This is a genomic window from Janthinobacterium sp. GW821-FHT03C10, assembly GCF_059420865.1.
Genome location: NZ_JBWKUN010000010.1, coordinates 108,821 through 128,906, shown reverse-complemented (window position 1 = coordinate 128,906; position 20,086 = coordinate 108,821). Strand labels below are relative to the sequence as shown.

21 protein-coding genes are annotated in these 20,086 nt (G+C 66.1%); 9 read left to right on the top strand and 12 right to left on the bottom strand.

Annotated elements, in window-relative coordinates; all coding sequences use genetic code 11:
• The first annotated feature begins 46 nt into the window (after positions 1–46).
• Positions 47–601: a glycine zipper domain-containing protein gene (locus AC07VH_RS26675; RefSeq protein WP_494789250.1), complete on the top strand. Its 555-nt coding sequence runs from the start codon at positions 47–49 to the stop codon at positions 599–601.
• Between the two features lie 196 nt (positions 602–797).
• Positions 798–1,157: a hypothetical protein gene (locus AC07VH_RS26670; protein WP_475413690.1), complete on the top strand. Its 360-nt coding sequence runs from the start codon at positions 798–800 to the stop codon at positions 1,155–1,157.
• A gap of 21 nt (positions 1,158–1,178) precedes the next feature.
• Here AC07VH_RS26670 and AC07VH_RS26665 read toward each other — a convergent pair whose 3' ends face one another.
• Both AC07VH_RS26665 and AC07VH_RS26660 read right to left on the bottom strand, forming a co-directional pair.
• Positions 1,179–2,045, bottom strand: coding sequence for a universal stress protein (locus AC07VH_RS26665; RefSeq protein ID WP_475413689.1), 867 nt, complete (start codon positions 2,043–2,045; stop codon positions 1,179–1,181).
• Between the two features lie 86 nt (positions 2,046–2,131).
• Positions 2,132–2,452, bottom strand: a complete 321-nt coding sequence (locus AC07VH_RS26660; RefSeq protein ID WP_071324588.1) for a hypothetical protein — start codon at positions 2,450–2,452, stop codon at positions 2,132–2,134.
• Between the two features lie 231 nt (positions 2,453–2,683).
• Between AC07VH_RS26660 and phbB the strand changes: the two genes are divergently transcribed.
• A complete protein-coding gene (phbB, locus tag AC07VH_RS26655; protein ID WP_494789249.1) occupies positions 2,684–3,430 on the top strand; it encodes an acetoacetyl-CoA reductase in 747 nt (248 codons plus the stop codon).
• 175 nt (positions 3,431–3,605) lie between these two features.
• Here phbB and AC07VH_RS26650 read toward each other — a convergent pair whose 3' ends face one another.
• From AC07VH_RS26650 to AC07VH_RS26625, 6 genes are all read right to left on the bottom strand, one after another.
• A complete protein-coding gene (locus AC07VH_RS26650; RefSeq protein WP_475413687.1) occupies positions 3,606–3,986 on the bottom strand; it encodes a TraR/DksA family transcriptional regulator in 381 nt (126 codons plus the stop codon).
• A gap of 108 nt (positions 3,987–4,094) precedes the next feature.
• Entirely contained in the window at positions 4,095–4,511 is a 417-nt protein-coding gene (locus AC07VH_RS26645; protein ID WP_475413686.1) for a VOC family protein, read from the bottom strand.
• Positions 4,512–4,594: 83 nt separating this feature from the next.
• Positions 4,595–5,068 carry a hypothetical protein gene (locus tag AC07VH_RS26640; RefSeq protein ID WP_475413685.1) on the bottom strand — a complete coding sequence of 158 codons (474 nt, stop codon included), beginning with the start codon at positions 5,066–5,068 and terminating at the stop codon, positions 4,595–4,597.
• Complete coding sequence (locus AC07VH_RS26635) at positions 5,053–5,871, bottom strand: hypothetical protein (RefSeq protein WP_494789248.1); 819 nt, start codon at positions 5,869–5,871, stop codon at positions 5,053–5,055. Before AC07VH_RS26635 ends, AC07VH_RS26640 begins: the two co-directional genes overlap by 16 nt.
• A gap of 88 nt (positions 5,872–5,959) precedes the next feature.
• Positions 5,960–6,760, bottom strand: coding sequence for a 2-oxo-tetronate isomerase (otnI, locus tag AC07VH_RS26630; protein WP_475413683.1), 801 nt, complete (start codon positions 6,758–6,760; stop codon positions 5,960–5,962).
• Between the two features lie 133 nt (positions 6,761–6,893).
• Positions 6,894–8,264 (bottom strand): DEAD/DEAH box helicase, encoded by a 1,371-nt coding sequence (locus AC07VH_RS26625; RefSeq protein ID WP_475413682.1) that lies wholly within the window; start codon positions 8,262–8,264, stop codon positions 6,894–6,896.
• Between the two features lie 290 nt (positions 8,265–8,554).
• On the opposite strand from AC07VH_RS26625, the gene AC07VH_RS26620 reads away from it, so the two are divergent.
• From AC07VH_RS26620 to AC07VH_RS26605, 4 genes are all read left to right on the top strand, one after another.
• Positions 8,555–10,276 carry a methyl-accepting chemotaxis protein gene (locus AC07VH_RS26620; RefSeq protein WP_494789247.1) on the top strand — a complete coding sequence of 574 codons (1,722 nt, stop codon included), beginning with the start codon at positions 8,555–8,557 and terminating at the stop codon, positions 10,274–10,276.
• Positions 10,277–10,376: 100 nt separating this feature from the next.
• On the top strand, positions 10,377–10,754 hold the full coding sequence (locus AC07VH_RS26615) for a BlaI/MecI/CopY family transcriptional regulator (protein ID WP_436542119.1): 378 nt from the start codon (positions 10,377–10,379) through the stop codon (positions 10,752–10,754).
• A 3-nt stretch (positions 10,755–10,757) separates the two neighbouring features.
• Complete coding sequence (locus tag AC07VH_RS26610) at positions 10,758–12,320, top strand: M56 family metallopeptidase (RefSeq protein ID WP_494789246.1); 1,563 nt, start codon at positions 10,758–10,760, stop codon at positions 12,318–12,320.
• A gap of 114 nt (positions 12,321–12,434) precedes the next feature.
• Entirely contained in the window at positions 12,435–14,579 is a 2,145-nt protein-coding gene (locus AC07VH_RS26605) for a TonB-dependent receptor plug domain-containing protein (RefSeq protein WP_494789245.1), read from the top strand.
• A 5-nt stretch (positions 14,580–14,584) separates the two neighbouring features.
• Here the strand turns inward: AC07VH_RS26605 and AC07VH_RS26600 are convergent, their stop codons facing one another.
• Complete coding sequence (locus tag AC07VH_RS26600; RefSeq protein ID WP_489628237.1) at positions 14,585–14,839, bottom strand: hypothetical protein; 255 nt, start codon at positions 14,837–14,839, stop codon at positions 14,585–14,587.
• A 216-nt stretch (positions 14,840–15,055) separates the two neighbouring features.
• On the opposite strand from AC07VH_RS26600, the gene AC07VH_RS26595 reads away from it, so the two are divergent.
• On the top strand, positions 15,056–15,709 hold the full coding sequence (locus AC07VH_RS26595; protein ID WP_489628236.1) for a hydrolase: 654 nt from the start codon (positions 15,056–15,058) through the stop codon (positions 15,707–15,709).
• A gap of 70 nt (positions 15,710–15,779) precedes the next feature.
• A complete protein-coding gene (locus AC07VH_RS26590) occupies positions 15,780–17,636 on the top strand; it encodes an amidohydrolase (protein ID WP_494789244.1) in 1,857 nt (618 codons plus the stop codon).
• Positions 17,637–17,650: 14 nt separating this feature from the next.
• Here AC07VH_RS26590 and AC07VH_RS26585 read toward each other — a convergent pair whose 3' ends face one another.
• From AC07VH_RS26585 to AC07VH_RS26575, 3 genes are read right to left on the bottom strand one after another with little or no spacing between them, the layout of a single operon-like run.
• Positions 17,651–18,991 (bottom strand): vWA domain-containing protein, encoded by a 1,341-nt coding sequence (locus AC07VH_RS26585; RefSeq protein WP_494789243.1) that lies wholly within the window; start codon positions 18,989–18,991, stop codon positions 17,651–17,653.
• Positions 18,991–19,596 carry a TadE/TadG family type IV pilus assembly protein gene (locus tag AC07VH_RS26580; protein WP_489628233.1) on the bottom strand — a complete coding sequence of 202 codons (606 nt, stop codon included), beginning with the start codon at positions 19,594–19,596 and terminating at the stop codon, positions 18,991–18,993. The genes AC07VH_RS26585 and AC07VH_RS26580 overlap by 1 nt, the downstream gene beginning before the upstream one ends.
• Entirely contained in the window at positions 19,596–20,084 is a 489-nt protein-coding gene (locus AC07VH_RS26575) for a TadE family protein (RefSeq protein WP_475413674.1), read from the bottom strand. The genes AC07VH_RS26580 and AC07VH_RS26575 overlap by 1 nt, the downstream gene beginning before the upstream one ends.
• Between the last annotated feature and the right edge of the window lie 2 nt (positions 20,085–20,086).

Here is a 20,086-nt window from a genome sequence, read left to right as displayed (position 1 = left end):
ATCAGTGGCGCACGGGGCGCCCGCAGCCGACCAGGAGGGCCATATCATGTCACGCATCATTGCAGGTCATTTTCAGTTGCAGGAGCAGGTAGACGCCGCGCGCGCCGCGCTGAACCAGGCGGGCTTTTCCGATAGCCGCATCAGCGCCTTCTTTGTCAACCAGCCGGGCCAGCATGATCTGCACGCGCTCGGCGGCGACCGCGACATCTCGCCCGGCGCCAAGGAGACGCCCGAGGGCGTGGTGGAGGGGGTGGCCGTCGGGGCCGCCGTCGGCGCGGGCATCGGCGCGGCCACCACGCTGGCGACGGGGCCGCTGGGTCCGGTGGTGGGGGCGCTGGTGGGCGCCCACGTGGGCTCGCTCTACAGTTTTAATAAAATGAAGGAGGCGGGCGAGCCCGAGAAAAATGGCGAAAACCACCGCCAGCCGCGCCATCCGGGCATGCTCATCGCCGTCGCGCTGGGCGGCCTCGACGAGCGCGAACGGGCGCTCGAGACACTGCACCGGCTGGGCGCCGAGCATATCGAGGAAGCGGAAGGCACGATCGCCAATGGCGACTGGCATGACTTCGATCCGCTCAGCATTCCCGTGCTGGTGGCGTGAATCGGCGCCTCTGTGGTGCCATATGCATAAATTCCGCGCTGCACGAAATTTAGGTATGATCCTTGTTAGTATTGCTAATGATTGGTAAACAATGCCGACAGGGATAGTTTCCGCGCGCCCGAAGTGACACTGGACCCAGGTGACTGCCCGTAGTACTTGCCTCGCATGCTAACGAGTATGGATAGGAGGGCGCGTCATGACACAGGCATGGTTCATCCTGACACGGGCCGATGGGCGCGACATCTGCGCGCCCTCGCCGGCACAGCTGGCCGATGCGCTGGCCGAGGTGTACCGCGGCGGCGCCGTCGCGCCGGACGGCAGCCCGGCCGCCGTCTTGTTGCGCTTCGGCTACGACGATGGCTTGATGTATCAGGTCGAAGTCGCTAGCGGAGGCGAAGTCACCTTCGAGGAATGGTCGGACCGCGATTGCGAAATCGCCCTGGCCAGCCCGCGCCACATGTCGGCCCTGCCGCAGGACGACGCGCTGCAGCTGTGGCAGTGGCTGGCGCAGCGTCAGGTGGCGAAGATCCGCAGCCTGCCCTGGCAGGGTAGCTAGCCCTGCCGTCTTGCCAAGAGCCTAGTGCGCCATCAGCACGGGGATGGTCATGCTCTGCAGAATCGTGCGCGTGACGCCGCCCAGGATGGTTTCGCGCAGGCGCGAATGGCCATACGCTCCCATCACCAGCAAGTCGGCCGACAGGTCGGCGGCTTGCGACAGCAGCGCTTCGCCGATATCGCCGCGCCGCACGCCGCCGCCATCGAGCAAATGCAGCCGCGCTTCCACGCCGTGGCGCGCCAGGTACTGCAGCAGTTCCGCGCCTGGCTGTTCGCCGTGTTCGGCCGCATGCACCTGGGCGTCGAAGATGGCCACATGCACATGTTCAGCCCGCTGCAGCAGGGGCAGGGCGGCGGTCACGGCGCGGCTCGCTTCCTTGCTGGCGTTCCAGGAAATGAGTACATTGCGCGCCCCTGCCGGCGGCGCCAGCAGGGGCAGCGGCGGCGCATACGGCACGATCAGCACGGGCCGGCCCGAATGCAGCAGCACATAGGCGGGAAAGTCGCGCATCACGGACGGCGATTTATCCTTGGCATTGTATTGGCTGATGACCACCAGGTCCGCATAGCGGGCCAGCAGGCTGATGCCGCCCGCCGCCTCGTCGTCGAGCACGCGCTGTTCGAACGAGGCGACGCCGGCCGCGCGCACCTGCTGCTCGAAACCGTCGAGGGCGCGCGTGGCCCGCTCGCGCAGGAAGTTCAGATGCAAGCTCAGGTTCGGGTCCGCATCGAGGTCGGGCTGGTGCTGGTACAGCAGGCGCGACACGCCCGTCAGCGCCACGCCCGTCAGGTGGCCGCCGCACGCCTGAGCGATGCTGGCCGCCGCTGCGATGCGGGCGGCGCGCCCGGCGCCGTCGTCGATGTGGAGCAATACGGTCTTGTACGTCATGGCCTGTCCTCTCGCTGTGCAGTAGCGGCCATTCTGGCACAGTCCGGGGCGCCGGCCGCGCACGACTGCGGCCGGCGCTTGTCGCTTCAGCTCATGGCGATGATGATGATATCGGCGTCGCAGTTGCGATAGTGAATCACGATGACGATGATGCGCCGCAATTGAGCCGCCTTTTGCGCCACCTCCAGCATGGCGCGGCTGGCACGGTTCTTCATGGTCACCTGCACTTGCGAGGCGTCGCTGACGGGGATGCCCATGGCCTTCAGCGCCGCCTTCGGGTTGGCCATCAGGGCCAGCGCATGCTGTGGATCGAGCTCCGCCTGATGCACCGATTCCACGTCGCTCATGCCGGGATTGATGTCGTTGAACAAGTCCCTCAATGCTTCTGTGTCGTCCTGGATTTCCATCGCGTTCTCCTTTGGATCATGCCATCAGGCAAGGATTATCTGCCTTGCCCGCCGAGGTGCCATCACCTCTCCGATGAGTATGATTCTGATAATTTCTCGCATGTGGACACAGCGCAGACGAACGCGGCAGTAAGCAGACCGGGCCTTTGATCTGGCGCAATGCCCGCTTCAAAAGCGCCACCTACACTTGATCCCACGCAGAACAACCATAACAAGCGGGGAGAGACAGCAATGAAGGAACAAAAGGTAGCGTTGGTGACGGGCGGCATGGGCGGCCTGGGCACGGCCTTGTGCCGCCGCCTGCATGCGGCGGGCTTTGCCGTCGTGGCGGCGCATACGCCGGGCAACACGCGGGTGGAAAGCTGGCTCGACGAGCAGCAGTCGCAGCAGTATTATTTTCATCCGCTGGCGCTCGACGTGACGGATTTTGCTGCCTGCAGCGAAGCCGTCGGCAGGGTGCTGGCGCAATTCGGCCGCATCGACGTGCTGGTCAACAACGCGGGCATCACGCGCGACCAAAGCATGCGCAAGATGGAGTTGCCGCACTGGTCCGAGGTCATGCGCACCAATCTCGACAGCCTGTTCAACATGAGCAAGCAGGTGCTGGAACCCATGCTGGAACAGAAATGGGGCCGCATCATCAATATCTCGTCCGTCAATGGCCAGAAGGGCGCGTTTGGCCAGTGCAACTACGCGGCCGCCAAGGCCGGCGTGCATGGCTTCAGCAAGGCGCTGGCGCTGGAAGTGGCGCGCCACGGCATCACCGTCAACACGGTCTCGCCCGGCTACCTGCGCACGCAGATGGTGACGGCCGTGCCGGCCGATATCCTGGAAACGAAGATCCTGCCGCAGATTCCCCTGGGCCGCCTGGGCGAGCCGGACGAGGTGGCGGCCCTGGTGGCATACCTGGCGTCCGACGAGGCGGCATTCGTCACGGGCGCGAATATCGCCATCAATGGCGGACAGCACATGAGCTGATCCGGGGTGCCGCGGGACACTTGAAGCTGGGCAATGGCAGTAGAGGAGACCCGTCCACCCAGCCGGCGCATAGACGCTGGCGGAGGACGGCAGGCAGCATGGTAGTCACGCTGGAAAACAGGGGGCAGGGCAGCGATGCCTTGCCCTTTGTTGTTGTGCCGCCGTCATGCTGCCGTCATGGTAGCGGGCGGCGGGCTTTCTCCAGCCGCGTCTGGCAATCGATGCACAGCCGCGCTTCGGGGCGCGCGTTCAGCCGCGACAGGCCGATGGCTTCGCCGCAGTTGTCGCACAGGCCGTAGCTGCCGTCGGCAAACTTGGCCAGCGCGTGCTTGATGATGGCCAGCTGCGCCTGATTGTGCTCGGCCGCTTCGCTGACGAGGGCGTTCAAGGTGCGCACGCTGGCATTGTCGGCCGGCGAGGCTTCGACTTCATTGAGCAGCGAGGCGCGCGCATCGGCCTCGGCCGTTTCATTCTCGATCTGTTCCTGCAGCGCCAGCTTGCGTTGCTCCAGCACGCCCTGCAGGCGCTGTAGCTGGTCTTGCGGCAATCCATTCATGGCGGTCCCCGATAGGAGTCACTCCTCTATGGTAGTCCAGGATGGGCGCTTCTGCTTGCGCTACTGCCCGCGCAGCGTTTGATGCGGCGCAGGCAGGCGCGGGCCGATCTATGCTGGCTCTTTCAGGCAGTTGACCATCCAGGCCACGCCGAACTGGTCTTTCAGCATGCCGAAGCGCTTGGCCCAGAACGTTTCCTCCAGGGGCATCTGGATGTTGCCGTCACGCGCCAGCGCGTCGAAGACCCGCTCCGCCTCCTCCGGCGTATCGACGGTCAGGCAGATCGAGCTGCCGCTCATGCCCTTGGCGCCCTCGTCGCAGCCGCCGTCCGAGCCCATCAGCATGGTGGGACCCAGCTGCACGGAGCCGTGCATGATCTTGTCATACCAGTCTTCCTTGACTTGCTCCTGCATCGGCGTGCCGCGATACGGCATCAGGCACAGGTCGGTGCCATGCAGGTGCTGGCGGTAGTATTCCAGCGCTTGCGCGCAGTTTCCATCGAATTGCAAATACGGTTCGATACGCATGTTGGTCTCCTCTGGCAATCGCCCCGCAGGCACGATTGCCAGGCGGGGACGTCCCAGTATAGGCGCTCGCCGGCCGATTTCAATCAGTCCGGCGCCATCTCTTGCAGCCGCTCACGCACCTTGCCCAGGGTGCTGAGGATGCGCTCGGGATTGCCGGCCAGGACGGCGCTGCCCAGGTGCAACAAGCTCGTCGCCAGGCTGATCCAGTGCCGCACGTCGTCGTTGCGGGCGATGCGCAGGCGCACCGTGTCGAGCAGGCCGCTGAGCTGGCGCTGCGCCGTTTCCAGGCCCATTACCGTATGCCCGGCCGCATCGGCATACAGCTGGTTGGCTTGCTGGCGCAAGGCCACTTCCAGGGCGAAGACGGCTTGCGCCTGGCTGTGGCTGATGCCGTTGGCGCCCTGGCTGGCGCGCTTGCGGATGGCGCGCATGACGGCGCCGTGCAAGGTGACGGCCGCCTGCGACAGGCTGTCGGCCAGTTGCTCGACGCGCATGGCGCTGCTGAGGGCCGCTTCGCGGCGTTCGCTGCCGCCGCTCCTGCCTACCGATCCGTCCATCTTGCCTCCGTGGTGGTGAGGGCGGCGGCCAGCTGCGCGTGGCCGCGCGCCAGTGCCGCCAGTTGCCGGCGCGCCAGGGTATGGCGCAGGCCTAGCAGCCGGTATTCTTCGGTTTTGCTTTGCTGCATGGTTTTCGCCAGCACGGCCAGCAGGCGCTGCCGCGGCGTGTCCGCATACGCGATTTCCACGTCGAGCAAGCCGAGCACGATGTCGCGCTCGTTGTCGCCGCTTTTGTCGTACAGCGCCAGCAAGCTGTCGAGCGCGGCCAGCAGGGCTTGCAGGGGCGCGTCGCCGTCGTGCAGCACTTGCGCCAGGTGCGCCTGCTGGCTGGCCGCGCCGCCCAGGCGCGACAGCTGCTGCAGCAACAGGGTGTAGGCGCTGACGTGGCGGTCGTCGATGCCGCTGCCGGGCCAGGCGCGGATGGCGGCGCCGGCGCCGGCCAGTTCCGCCTGCACGTCATACGCATCGGCATTCGCCAGCCGGCCCAGCGCCTGCAGGTACAGGCGCACGGCTTGCGCCAGGCGCGCGACGTCCGCCTGCGCGGCGCGGCGCTGCGCATCGAGCACGCGTTCGCGCGCGTCTTCGGCCGGCGACAGGTAGGGTCGGGCGCGCTGGTAGCTGTCCACGTGGCGCTGCGACAGTTCGCCGAAGGCGGTCAAGGCATCGGTGCCGGCGGCCAGGGCGCGCACTTGCGCCAGGTCGGTGCGCGGGCTGGCGCAGCCGCACAGCACGACGGCCAGGAAGAGGCTCAGGTACAGGTTGAGGCACAGGGCGCGGCGAAGGCGGGCAGGCAGGGCGGACACGTCACCTCTCGACAGGAAATACTGTATGGAAAGGTATTGTCGTGCCGGCCTGCGCTGCCCGCCTTGTGCGGGCGCAAGCGCGCTGCGATCAGGCGCCCATCGTGCCCGTCGTGGCCGTTAATTGCTCGCGCCAGCCCAGTCCGGCCAAGGTGTCGCTGGCGGGACGGTATTCGCAGCCGACCCAGCCCGCGTAGCCGACCTGGTCCAGCAGCTTGAACAGGTGGCGGTAGTTGATCTCGCCCGTGCCCGGTTCGTGGCGGCCCGGCGTGTCGGCGATCTGGATGTGGCGGATCAGGGGCAGCAGGGCGCGGATGGTGTTGCTCAGCTCGCCCTCCATGCGCTGCATGTGATAAATGTCGTACTGCAGGAAGATATTGCCGCGCTGGCAGTCGGCGATGATGTCGGCCGCCTGCTGGCTATGGTTCAGAAAGTAACCGGGCATGTCGTAGCGGTTGATCGGCTCGATCAGCACGTTGATGCCGTGCGGACGGCAGGCGTCGGCCGCAAATTGCAGGTTGCCGATCAGGCTTTGCCGCGCCCGCTCCAGGCTCATGCCGGGCGGCACGATGCCGGACATGCAGTGCAGCTGTTTCGCCCCCAGCGCCAGCGCATAGTTGAGCGCCAGCTGCACGTTGCTGCGGAATTCCTCTCCCCGGCGCGGGTCGCAGGCGATGCCCCGCTCGCCGTGCTCCCAGTCGCCGGGCGGGAAGTTGAAGACGGCCAGCTGCAGATGGTGGCGTTCCAGCCGCATGGCGATCTGCCGCGCCTCGACGGCATAGGGAAACAAAAACTCGACGGCATCGAAGCCCGCTTCCCTGGCGGCGGCAAAGCGGTCGAGGAAGGGCAGTTCGGTAAACATCATGCTGAGATTGGCAGCGAAGTTCGGCATGGCGGCACGCAGGTGAGGAAGATGGATACTATCCTAGCCCAAATCGGCAAAAGGTGGCGTGCATGAAAAAACCGTTCCAGAAGCAAGTCCTGGAACGGTTTTGATTGCTGCGATACGCGCTTACAAGCGGGTATTAGCGGCCGCGGCCGCCGGAGCGGTGGGAGGCCGCCGAACGCGGCGCATTGCCGGAACGGTTGCCGCCGCCACCGCCGCCCGCTGGGCCGGCGCTGCGTGGCTTGGCGCCGCCGCCGCCCGTTTTCACGCGCACCACGGCGCCGGCTGGCGCGCGGCTGTTGTTGCGGTGGCCGCCGGTGCCGCTGCGCAGTTGCACAGGCTGGGCGCGGGCGTTCAGGTCCGGTTCGAAGCCGGGGATGACTTCACGCGGCAGGGTTTGCTTGATCAGCTTTTCGATGTCTTTCAACATTTCGTGCTCATCCACGCAGACCAGCGATACGGCTTCGCCCTTGGCGCCGGCACGGCCCGTGCGGCCGATACGGTGCACATAGTCTTCCGGAATGTTCGGCAAGTCGTAGTTGACGACGTGCGGCAACTGGTCGATGTCGATACCGCGCGCGGCGATGTCGGTGGCGACCAGCACTTGCAGGGTGCCGTCCTTGAACTCGGACAGGGCGCGCGTGCGGGCCGACTGGCTCTTGTTGCCGTGGATGGCCAGGGCGCCGATGCCGTCCGCGCCCAGCTGCTCGACCAGCTTATTGGCGCCATGCTTGGTGCGCGTAAAGACCAGCACTTGCGTCCAGTTGTTCGACTTGATCAGGTAGGACAGCATCGGGTGCTTCTTGTCGCGGTCGACGGGATGGATCTTTTGCTTGATCACTTCCACGGTCGAATTGCGGCGCGCCACTTCGATCATGGCCGGCTTGTTCAGCAAGCCGTCGGCCAGGGCCTTGATCTCTTCCGAGAAGGTGGCCGAGAACAGCAGGTTCTGGCGTTTCGGCGGCAGCACGGCCAGCACTTTCTTGATGTCGCGGATGAAGCCCATGTCGAGCATGCGGTCGGCTTCGTCCAGGATCAGGATTTCCACCTTCGACAGGTCGACGGTGCCCTGGCCCATGTGGTCGAGCAAGCGGCCCGGCGTGGCGACGAGGATGTCGACGCCATGCTTCAATTGCTTGATTTGCGGGTTGATGCCGACGCCGCCGAAGATCACGGCCGAATTCAGCTTGGTGTACTTGCTGTAGGCGCGCACGCTTTCCTCGACCTGGGCGGCGAGTTCGCGCGTCGGCGCCAGGATCAGGGCGCGGATCGGACGCGTCGAGGTGTTGCTGGTGATGGCCGCGCCATTCGCGTCGGTCGACAGGCGGTGCAGCACGGGCAGGGTGAAGCCGGCCGTCTTGCCGGTGCCGGTTTGTGCGCCGGCCAGCAAGTCGCCACCAGCGAGCACGGCGGGAATCGCCTGCGACTGGATGGGGGTCGGCACGGTGTAGCCGTGTTCGGTAACGGCACGTACGATAGCGTCGGACAATCCGAGGGAGGAAAAGGACATGGTAACTTTATTGTGAGATCGGCCTGTCGCCATCGTGGGGCGCCAGTCGCAGGCAATCAGATTAGGGGTCGAAAGACAGCGGCAAGGGGACTGGTCATATGTGCCGCACACGCGAAGTATAACAGCCTGGCAAAAACGCGCCTGTTTTGTTTCAGGTTTGCAATGTCGCAAGTAAAGAAAAGTGAGGCAATGGCGCGCTGCCCTGGCGTAATTCTGGGTAAAATTCCTGTCTGCACCCCTTGCGCGGGGGATGGCCGCGCTGCCGGGGTTCTTGTTCCTGGAGGAATACCATGCGCATTGCCGATCTTCGCATCGCCACCCGCCTGTACGGCGGTTTTGGCGCCATTGTCCTGCTGCTGGCCGTCCTGGTCGCTGTTGCTACTTTGAATTTCTCGAAACTGGCCGACGCCAACGCCATCAATACCCATACTTATCAGGTGCTCAGTGAAAATGATGCCATCCTGGAAAGCTTGATCAATATGGAAACGGGGCAGCGCGGCTACGTGATCACGGGCGCGGAGGCGTCGCTGGAACCATATGTGCTGGGCAAGGCGGCATTCCGCGCGCATCTGGACAAGACGCGCGCCCTGACCAGCGACAATCCTGCCCAGCAGGAACGCCTGGCGAAACTCGATGCCGCTCAGCAAGCCTGGCTGGCCCGCGCGCTCGATCCCGTGATCGCCCTGCGGCGCGCCGTGGCGCAGGGCACGGCCGCCATCGAGCCCGTGCTGGCGCTGGAAAAAGAAGGCCGCGGCAAGCAGGGCATGGATGCCATGCGCGCGCTGCTCAAGGAGGTGGGCGAGGCGGAAACGGCGCTGCTGGCGCAGCGTTCGCAGGCGCTGGCCGGCCTGCAGCTGCAAACGCGCTGGGTCTTGCTCGGTGGCGGCCTGGTGGCCCTGGTGCTGGCCGGCCTGGTGGCGATGTGGCTGGCAAGAAATATCAGCGGACCCTTGCGCTCGGCCATCGACGTGGCCAGGCAGGTGGCGCAGGGCGACCTGACGGTGCGGGTGGCGGTGCGCTCGAAGGATGAGACAGGCGAGTTGATGCAGGCATTGAAGGAGATGGCGGCCAGCCTGCTGCACATCGTCACCGAAGTGCGGGGCGGCACGCAAGCCATCGCCACGGCCTCGCGCCAGATTGCCTCGGGCAATCTCGACCTGTCGTCGCGCACGGAACAGCAGGCCAGTTCGCTGGAAGAAACCGCTTCGTCGATGGAGGAACTGACTGGCACGGTACAGCAGAACGCGCAGAATGCCCGCGAAGCCAACGGCCTGGCGGCGTCGGCCTCTGCCGTGGCTGGCAAGGGCGGCGCCGTGGTGGCGCAAGTGGTCGACACCATGGGGTCGATCAATGCCTCCTCGCGCAAGATCGTCGACATCATCGGCGTCATCGACGGCATCGCCTTCCAGACGAATATCCTGGCCCTGAACGCGGCCGTGGAGGCGGCCCGGGCGGGCGAGCAGGGGCGCGGCTTTGCCGTCGTCGCCACCGAAGTGCGCAACCTGGCGCAACGATCAAGCCAGGCCGCCAGGGAAATCAAGGCCCTGATCAACGATTCGGTGACGCAGGTGGAGAGCGGCGCGCGCCTGGTCGACGAGGCGGGCAGTACCATGCACGAGATCGTCGACAGCGTGCACAAGGTCAGCAGCATCGTGGGGCAGATCGCGGCCGCCAGCGACGAGCAGCGGACCGGCATTGAACAGGTCAACCAGGCCATCAGCGAAATGGATCACGTGACCCAGCAAAACGCTTCACTGGTGGAAGAGGCGGCCGCGGCTGCCGAAGCCATGCAGGAGCAGGCCGCCCGGCTGGCCGATGCGGTGGCCGTGTTCAAGACGGCGCAGGCAGACGCCATCACGGCGCCGGCACCCCGGCCCGCCGTGCGCCGCCCCGTGCCGCTCAAGGTGGCGCGCGCTCCCGCCCGCCTCAGCGGCAAGCCCGTGGCGCGCCATGCGCCGCAAGTTCCGGCCGGCAAGCAGCGCCCCGGGGACGATGAGTGGGACGAGTTTTAATGGCGGCGTCCGAGTGCATGCGACAGCTGTCGCAAATACCGCTTGCGTGCGTGTGACTGTTGTCGCATAATTGCGTCAATAGTCACTCAAAGGATGCACCATGAGCACGCCCTCCGTCACCGAACTGTCTTTATTGAAAGCCTTGTGGAAAGACCATCCGCTGTCCGCGCGCGAATTGCATGCCCGCGTGGAAGAAGAGCTGGGCTGGTCGTTTTCCTCCACGCGCAAGACGCTAGAACGCATGCTGGACAAGGGCATGCTGCTGCAGCGCAGCGTGCACGGCGTGCTCGTGTATGAGTCCAACGTGGACAAGGTGGCCACCCTGGCTGCGTTTGCCCACGACTTTGGCCGGCGCGTGATGGAGATCGACAGCCCCTTGCCGGTCAGTATGTTTACGGGCAGCAAACTGGTGGACCAGCAGGAACTGGCGGCGCTGGAACAGCTGCTGCACGACTGGCCTGCGGACGCGAAGGAATAGGCCATGACCCTGTTCGCCCTGACCTTGTTGCAGGCGACGGCCGCCTGCCTGTGCGCCGGCTTGCTGCTGCAGTGCTTGCTGCACCTGGCGCAGGGGCGCTGGCCCGCGCTGGCGGCCCAGCGCAGCGCATGGCTGGTGGCCGCGCTGGTGCTGGCTGGCGTGTTCCTGCTGCCGCTGCTGCCGCAGGGCCCGCAGATCAGCGTGGTACCCGAGTTCAGCCTGTCCGCCGCCGCGCAGGCAGCGCCCGAGGCGGCTTTGCCGATGGCCGCACCCGCGCCACGCTCCGCGCCCATGCCTGCGCCGCTGGTGGCAGCGCCATCGGTGATGACCTGGCTGAGCATGCTGGCCACGCTCTGGCTGGGTGTGTATCCGCTGGGCCTGGCCGTGCTGGCGTGGCGCCGCTGGCGTAGCCGCGGCACGCTGCGGACCTTGCTCCAGGCGGCGCGGCCGCTGGCGCCGGCAGCCTTGGCCGCGCATGGCGCGTTTGCGCCGGAGCAACTGCGCCAGCTGCAAGCCCAGCGCACCGCCGTGCTGGAAATCGACGCGCCCATCTCGGCCATGCTGGTGGGCGTGTGGCGGCAACGTTTGCTGTTGCCCGCGCATTTGCGGCAATTCACGGCCGAGCAGCAGCAACTGGTCATCGAACACGAACTGACGCATGCGCGCCGCCGCGATCCCGTGCTCCAGCTGCTGGCCAGCGGCGTGCAACTGCTGTTGTGGTTCAACCCGGCAGCGCGCTGGCTGGCAGGCAAGCTGGCCTGGGCGCAGGAACTGGGCTGCGACCGCCATGTGCTGGCTGGACGTCCGCAGCAGCAGCGCCGGGAATATGCGGCCGCGCTGGTGCGCCAGCTGGGTCTGCAAACCCGTTCCCCTGCCGGCCTGGCGTTTGGCGGCCAGCCCGACAGCATGCTGGAGCGCGTGGCCCGCATGCGCGACAGCAGCGCCGTCAAGATGCACTGGTGCGCCCGGCTGGCCATGGGCCTGGCCCTGTGCGCGCTGGGTGCGGCCAGCGTGGCCTTGCAGCCGGCACTGGCCTTGCAGCCGGCACCGGCAATGCAGCCCGTAAGGGCCTGGACATCGGCCGCGTCCCTTGCCAGCCCGGCCCCGCTTTCGGCCGCGGCGCCTGTCCATGCGCCGTGGCGCAATCCGCTCGCCACCATGCGCGTCACGGGTTTCTTTGGCGTGGTGCGCCCCATCACGCAGAAGGGCTTGCGCGGGATTGACCTGGCGGCGCGGCGCGGCACGCCCGTGCAGGCAGTGGCCGATGGCATCGCCACGGTGACGCGGGACGACTGGCTGGGCAAGGCCGTGCACATCGCCCATGGCGGCGGACTGCAATCGGTGTACGTCCACCTCGACAGCGTCGCGCTGGAAGACGGCGCCATCGTCGAGGCCGGCCAGCGCATCGGCACGGTGGGCGACACGGGCCGCGCGACGGGGCCGCACCTGCACTTCCAGGTGCGCCAGGACGGCCGCGTGCAAGATCCGCAGCGCTGGCTGGCCGGCCTGGATGCCAACGCCAGCGAGCGGGCCCTGCGCATGCGCAAGGAGCAGTTCGGCCGCTGACGCCGTACGGTTTTTTGTCACCCAGGAACAACAAACGGGGGCGGACTCGGCAGGGTCTGCCCCGGCGTGAGGCTCTTGGTTTTCACTGAAATATCCTTTCTTTCGGGAATCCCCATGCGATTGAGTATCTTGTTGTGCAGCCTCGCGCTGCCGTTGACGGCGCACGTCCGTGCCGAAGACATTCTCCCTTCCGTGACGGTCCATGCGGGCAAGGCGGAGCAGCGCCGCAACGACACCGTCGCCGCCATCGTCGTCGGCCGCGATGAATTGATGCGCCAGGGCGACCGCGTGCTGTCCGACGCCCTGAAGCGCCTGCCCGGCATTTCCATCGGCGGGCCGTCCGGCGCGGCTGCGGGCGCCGCTGGCGGGCAAATCCAGATGCGCGGCCTGGGCCAGGGCTATACCTTGATCATGCTCGATGGCGTGCCCGTGGCGCCCGGCTTTTCGCTCGACGCCCTGGACCCGGAACTGGTCGAGCGCGTGGAAATCATGCGCGCCGCCACGGCGGAATTTTCCACCCAGGCGATCGCCGGTTCCATCAACATCGTGCTGAAAAAATCGGGCGGGCGGCGCGAACGCACGTTCAAGCTGGGCGCGTCCGCCAGCCACGGCATGCCCGCCGGCAGCGCCACCGTGCAGTGGTCGGACAAGGATGGACGCCTGTCGTACGCGCTGGCCGGCACGCTCAGCCATACGGGACGCGAAGCGCTGCTCGACGAGTGGAACCGCGAATTCGATGGCGGCGGTGCGCCCACGGTGGTGCGCCACGTGCCGCTCACCGAGCGCGTGACGAGCGACGGCATCGAGCTGGCGCCCCGCGTGCAATGGGCGCTGGCGGGGGAGGGCAGCCTGGCCTGGCAAAGCCTGGTCAACGTGCGCCGCCTGGCCAGCCGCCGCCACGCGCTGGAAACGGCTTACCTGGGCGGCACGACCGCCTATCCGGAGACCCAGGCGCATTTCAACCAGGACAGCAGCACCGTGCGCAGCGACCTGCACTGGCTGCGCAAGCTCGACCATGGCGCCAGTCTCGACGTGAAGCTGGGCGCCAGCGTCAACCACCGCGCCAATGATTATCAGTTCCTGGGCCGCGGCGCGGCGCCGGGACAGGGCATCACGCGCCTGGTCGATTCGGGCCTGGACGAGGTGGGCGTGCAGGCGAGCGGCACCTACCGCCGCGCGCTGGGCGAACACCACGCGCTGGCGGCGGGCTGGGATGCGGGGTACCGCCGGCGCACGGATTTTCGCCGCGAACGCCAGCTGGAGCCGGGTGGCCTTCCCGTGCTCAGCGACGAAGATTATGCGGCCACGGTGCGGCGCCTGGCCCTGTTCGCGCAGGATGAATGGGAACTTTCCGCGCATTGGTCGCTGTACCTGGGCTTGCGCTGGGAAACCTGGCGCACGGCCAGCGCCACGGGCGGCGGCGAGCCGGTCGACGTGCGCGCGCAGGTATGGAGCCCCTTGCTGCAAAGCCTGTGGAAGTCCGGCGGCAAGCAGCAGGTGCGCCTAGCCGTCACGCGCACCTACAAGGCGCCGCAGATTTTCGAGCTGATCCCGCGCCCGTACACGGTCGACAATGGCAACAGTCCCACGAATCCCGACACCCAGGGCAATCCGGCGCTGCGCCCGGAACTGGCGTGGGGCCTCGATGCCGCCTATGAATACTATCCGGGCGCGGGCGCCATGCTGGGCGCCAGCGCCTCGCTGCGGCGCATCAGCGACGTGATGCTGGAGCGCCTGTATCAGGACAACGGGCGCTGGGTGAGCACGCCCGTCAACCAGGGACATGCCGGCGTGCGCTCGATCGCGCTGGAAGCGAAGCTGCCCTTGACGGCGCTGTGGGCGGGCGCCCCCGCGCTGGATTTGCGGGCCAACGTGGCGCGCAACTGGTCGAGGCTCGATGCCGTGCCCGGCCCCGATAGCCGCCTCGACAGCCAGCTGCCGTGGAGCGCCAACGTGGGAGGGGACTACCAGCTGGCCCGCCTGCCCCTGAGCCTGGGCGCAGACCTGAATTACCAGGCGGGCGGGCGCTCGCGCGAGTCCGGCCAGCTGCTGGCCTGGCAGGGCGCCAAGCGCGAACTCGATATGTACGCGTTGTGGAAAGTCAGCGACAGGCTGCGCCTGCGCCTGTCGGGCGCCAACCTGCTGGGGCAGGATTACCGCACGCGCAGCCTGTATGCGGATGGCGCGCGCAGCCTGCTGCGCACGCTCGATACGGGCAGCTACCGCAGCTGGCGGCTGATGCTGGAGGGGACCCTGTAGCCGGCCTAGTCGTCGATCTCGTCGACGGTGTAGCTGACGCCCTGCGCCTCGAGGTAGCCGCGCACGGCGTCCAGGCCATGCCACGGGTCGGGGCGCAGGTGCTGGCATATATACAGACCGGCGTCCGTCAGCCTGGCGTCGGTGTCGGGCATGGCGCCGCTGGTCGCGCGCGGCGCCTGCGGCAGCGCCGCCAGCAGCTGTTCGAGGTGCTGGCGCTGGCGCGGCGCCAGGCTGGCCGCGATCCTGAATTCAAATCCCATGTTCTTCCCCTTGTGCGTCTGCCGGTGTGCTTATTTTATATCATCGAAAAAATTGCACATAGCTTGGCATTCTTTCCGTTTTTGTTTTCAAAGTATCTCGTCCATACTGCACAGCACTGGCCCGGCACACACAGCGTGACGCAAGGGCAGGAGCAGAAGCGCCGTACAAGGACCTCTCTTTTTTCATATTCAATTATTTTCACTAAGGAAAACATCATGCCTATCGCCACCGCCCAAGCCGCCCACAAACTGCTGACTCCAAACGATCATACCCTGATCATGATCGACCACCAGTCGCAGATGGCGTTCGCCACCCGCTCGATCGACCTGGCCTTGCTGCGCAACAATGCGGCCCTGGTGGCCAAGGCGGCGGCGGAGTTCAAGGTGCCGGCGATTCTGACGACGGTGGCCGCCAAATCGTTCTCCGGCCCCATCTTTGACGAGATCCAGTCCGTCTTCCCCGAGCAGGCGCCGATCGACCGCACCAGCATGAATACCTGGGAAGACGCGCGCATCGCCGACAAGGTGAATGGCTACGGCAAGGGCAAGATCGTGCTGGCCGGCCTGTGGACCTCCGTCTGCATCGTGGGCCCTGCGCTGTCGGCGCTGGAGCAGGGTTTCGAGGTCTACGTGATCGCCGACGCCAGCGGCGACGTGTCCGACGAAGCGCATGCGATGGCCATGCAGCGCATGATACAGGCGGGCGCGCAGCCGATGACGTCCGTGCAATACCTGCTGGAACTGCAGCGCGACTGGGCCCGCGGCGAGACCTACAACGAGACGGTGGCGACGGCCGTGGCGCACGGCGGCGGCTATGGCCTGGGCTTGATCTACGCCAAATCCATGTTCAACGCCAGCGAAGGCCATTGAGCTTTCATTGATATCGCGCCACCGCCGCCCGCCGGCGGGGCGGTATTCTTCACCTGAACCGGGAGTTTCCATGCACGCAAGCACGATCTTGCTCAATGGCCGTTTCCACACGGTCGACAGGACGCAGCCGCTGGCGTCCGCCGTCGCCATCGCCGATGGCAAATTCCTCGCCGTCGGCGACCTTGAAGACGTGATGCGTCATCGCGGCCCCGCCACGCAGCTGATCGACCTGGGCGGCCGCACCGTGATTCCCGGCCTGAACGACTCGCACCTGCACCTGATACGGGGCGGTTTGAACTATAACCTGGAATTGCGCTGGGAAGGCGTGCCCTCGCTGGCCGACGCCCTGCGCATGCTCAAGGAGCAGGCGCTGCGCACGCCGAATCCGCAGTGGGTGCGCGTGGTGGGCGGCTGGACGGAATTCCAGTTCGCGGAAAAGCGCATGCCGACGCTGGACGAAATCAACGCGGCCGCGCCCGACACGCCCGTCTTCATCCTGCACCTGTACGACCGCGCCCTGCTGAATCGCGCCGCCCTGCGCGCCGTCGGCTACGACAAGAACACGCCGAACCCGCCGGGCGGCGAAATCGTGCGCGATGCATCGGGCAACCCCACCGGCTTGCTGATCGCCCGGCCGAACGCCATGATCCTGTATGCGACCCTGGCGAAAGGCCCGAAGCTGCCGCTGGAATTGCAGGTCAATTCCACGCGCCAGTTCATGCGCGAACTCAACCGTCTCGGCATCACCAGCGCCATCGACGCGGGCGGCGGCTTCCAGAATTATCCCGAGGATTACGCCGTCGTCGACGAACTGGCGCAAAAGGAGCAGCTGACGATCCGCATCGCCTACAACCTGTTCACGCAAAACAAGGGCGCGGAATTGCAGGACTTCCAGAAGTGGACGGGCATGATCAAGCACGGCGACGGCACGGATTACTACCGGCACAACGGCGCCGGCGAAATGCTGGTGTTTTCCGCCGCCGACTTCGAGGATTTCCTCGAGCCGCGTCCCGAGCTGGCGGCCGGCATGGAAGACGAGCTGGAAAAGGTCGTGCGCCACCTGGTCGAGCAGCGCTGGCCGTTCCGCCTGCACGCCACCTATGACGAATCGATCGGCCGCATGCTCGACGTGTTTGAAAAGGTCAACCGCGACACGCCGTTCGGCGGCTTGCACTGGCTGTTCGACCACGCTGAAACCATCAGTCCGGAAAATATCGACCGCGTGAAGGCGCTGGGCGGCGGCCTGGCCATCCAGCACCGCATGGCTTTCCAGGGCGAATACTTTGTCGAGCGCTACGGTTTTGAGGCGGCCAAGGCCACGCCGCCCGTGCAGCGCATGCTGGACGCGGGCGTGCCCGTGGGCGGCGGCACGGATGCGACCAGGGTCGCCAGCTACAACCCGTGGACGGCGCTGTACTGGCTCGTATCGGGGCGCACCGTGGGCGGCCTGGCCCTGACGGATGCGGCGGGCAGGCTCTCGCGCGACACGGCGCTGGAGCTGTGGACGGCGGGCAGCGCCTGGTTCTCGAGCGAGCAGGGCAAGAAGGGGCGCATCCGCGAAGGCATGCTGGCCGACCTTGCCGTGCTGTCGGCTGATTATTTCGCGGTGCCGGAAGAGGCGATCAAGTCCATCGAATCCGTGCTGACCATGGTGGGCGGCAAGGTCGTCTACGGCCAGGGGCCATTTTCCTCGCTGGCGCCGCCGGCGATCCCTGTGCTGCCCGAATGGTCGCCCGTGCGCACGGTGCCCGGCCATTACCGCCCCGTGGCCAGGCCGGCGCAGGCGCAAGCCATGCTGCCGCACCAGTGCGCGGGCGCCTGCGGCGTGCATGCGCATGCGCACGACCGGGCGCGCAAGTCGGCCGTGCCGATCAGTGACTTTTCCGGCTTCTGGGGCACCCTGGGCTGCAGCTGCTTTGCCTTCTAGAGGGCGGCCGGGCCTTATCTGGAAATGCGCAGGATGGCCGAAGCGAGCCGCGTGAAACATGGGCTCAGCTCGCTTTCGGTGGCCGCATAGCAGTACAGGCCCGCGGGTTCGGCCGGCTTGCGGCAAGCCGCCTTTGCATCGGTGGTGTTGGCCAGGCAGCGCAGCAAGTCTTCGCCCAGCTCGTTGTCCGGCCCTTCCTTGGTTTTCAGCGAGGCGCCCATGCCCAGGGTAAAGACGAAAATGCCCTCCTGGCGCGCTTTTGCCGCCATCGCTTCGACCAGGTTGCGCGAGGCGCGGTGCACATTCGTCCATTGCGCTTGCGCCGTTGCGGTGGAAGCGGTCACGACGCGGGGCGTATTGGTGACGATGGGAAACTCGCGCAGCGCCGCGTCATTATTCGCGTTATACCATGCGGGAAGCCCGGTGATCTGACTGGCGGCGCAATCGCCGTATTGGAGCGAGTCGCTCACTTTCATCCTGTACAGGCCCGCCAATGCCGGGTTTTGCAGTTTCGGAAAGGTGGCGAGGCCGCCTGCGTCCTTGCATTTGTTGTCCTTGTTGGGAAAGTAAGCGGAAAATGCCGCCGGCGAGCCATCGGAAAAAAACACGATGACGCGCAGGCTGGAGCGGTTCAGTTGCTCGATATCGTTCAGCTGTTTGCGCGCCTGGAACATGCCGGCGGAAGAATTGGTGCCGCCGACAAACGTGAATTGATCGATCTTTCCATTTTTCATGGTCATGCTGCCGCGGTCGAAACCGCGCTCGACCTGCCTGATCGGGACATCGATCTGCGCCTCCGAAGCGAAGTGCAGCAAGCCGACCCGGTCGACCGTGGAATTGAATTTGTCCAGGAAGGACTTGCCCGCCGCCCGCACGGCGTCCGCATTGTTTTTCAGCGAACCGGACGTATCCATCACCAGCACCATGTCCAGGTCCTTGCGGATGGTTTGCGCGCTGGCCGCCACGTTCAGGGTCTTGAAGCCGAGTATGCCCATCAGCGAGACGGGCAGCGAGGCGGTGGCCGAGACGTCGATGGTGACGGTGCCTCTGTCGAACGTGACGTCGACGGGATTGAGGACCGGCGTCGAGAGCAGGAAGTTGTCCGGATAATTAATGTCGAAAAACTCCCTGGCCGACTGGCGCGCGCTGGCCCGCTGTTCCGCTTCCGAATTGCCCGCCGTGATGCCGCGCGCCGCCGCCAGGCTGGCCGAGTCGACGGCCGCATTGAGCTTGGCCTTGACGAAGTAGCCGAGGGCGGAATCGACGGCCAGGCCCACCGAGGCGATGAGGACGACGGCCGACAGCGCCACCATGATCAGCACTTGGCCGCCTTGCCGTGTGTGTGGAGTGCGCATCAGAATACCGTCATCGAAGTGAGATCGGGGCCCAGCACGGGCGTCGTGCTGTTGCCAAATTTCAAGGTGCCGAACAGCATGTCGAAATCGTAGAACGTTTCCACGGCGTAGATCAGTTCGCCATCGGCCAACTGGTTCTGCATCAATGCCACCGTGGGGGCATGCTCGTCCCTGGCGATGCCGGTGCACGTGCCGTCGCTCCAGCTGCCGCACTGCCACACCTGGCTGGCGGGCAGGTAGCCGCTGGCCCTGGCGCCGGCCTCCCAGCGGTATTGTTCCAGCACGATATTGCGCAAGCCGCTTTTCGCCGTGTAGCCCATGATCTTGGTGATGTAGATCATGCCGCGCCTCTTCATGTCCAGCGGCGGCGTGCTGGCGGCCAGCGCATTCATGATGGCCTGGCCCGAGCCGCCCAGGTCGGACGTGGAGCGCGAGGCCAGGTTGGCGCCTTCGCGGCTGATGTTGAGCAGGATGGTCTTGGCCTGGATGGCGCGCGACAGGTCGGCCAGCATGAACAGCAGCAGCGCCAGCAGCGGCAGCACGATGGCCAGTTCCACGGCGGCGATGCCGCGCGCGGCGCGCGGCGCAGGAGGGCGGGCGCGCATCACAGGCCGCCAAAGCTTTCATTGCGCATGGTGGCGGCCACGACGAAATGCGCCTGCCCGTCGCGGAACAGGGCACGGATCATCGGCGTGGCAAACGCCCAGCGGCAATCGACGGAGATGACGACGATATCGCCGGCCTGGCCGAACATGGCGGCGCCGACCGCATCGCTGCCGTTGACGGAGATCACGGGGCTGACCTTGTCATACATGCCCATGGAACTGTCGCGTATTTTTTGCATCACGGCCTGGTAGCGCTGCTGGTTGGCGCTGTCGGGGTCGAGGTCCTTGGCCCCCGTGACGGCATAGCGCGCGCCTTCGCGCACCGCGTGCTGCATGGTCATATTGGCAAAATACGCCATGCTCAATTCGATGATGCCGATTATCAGCATGAGAAAGGCCGGTGTTATCAGGGCCAATTCCAGCAAGGTGGCGCCGCCCTGTGCGCCGGGCTTGCGGAATATGGGGGAGTCGGCCTGTTTTAAACGCATGG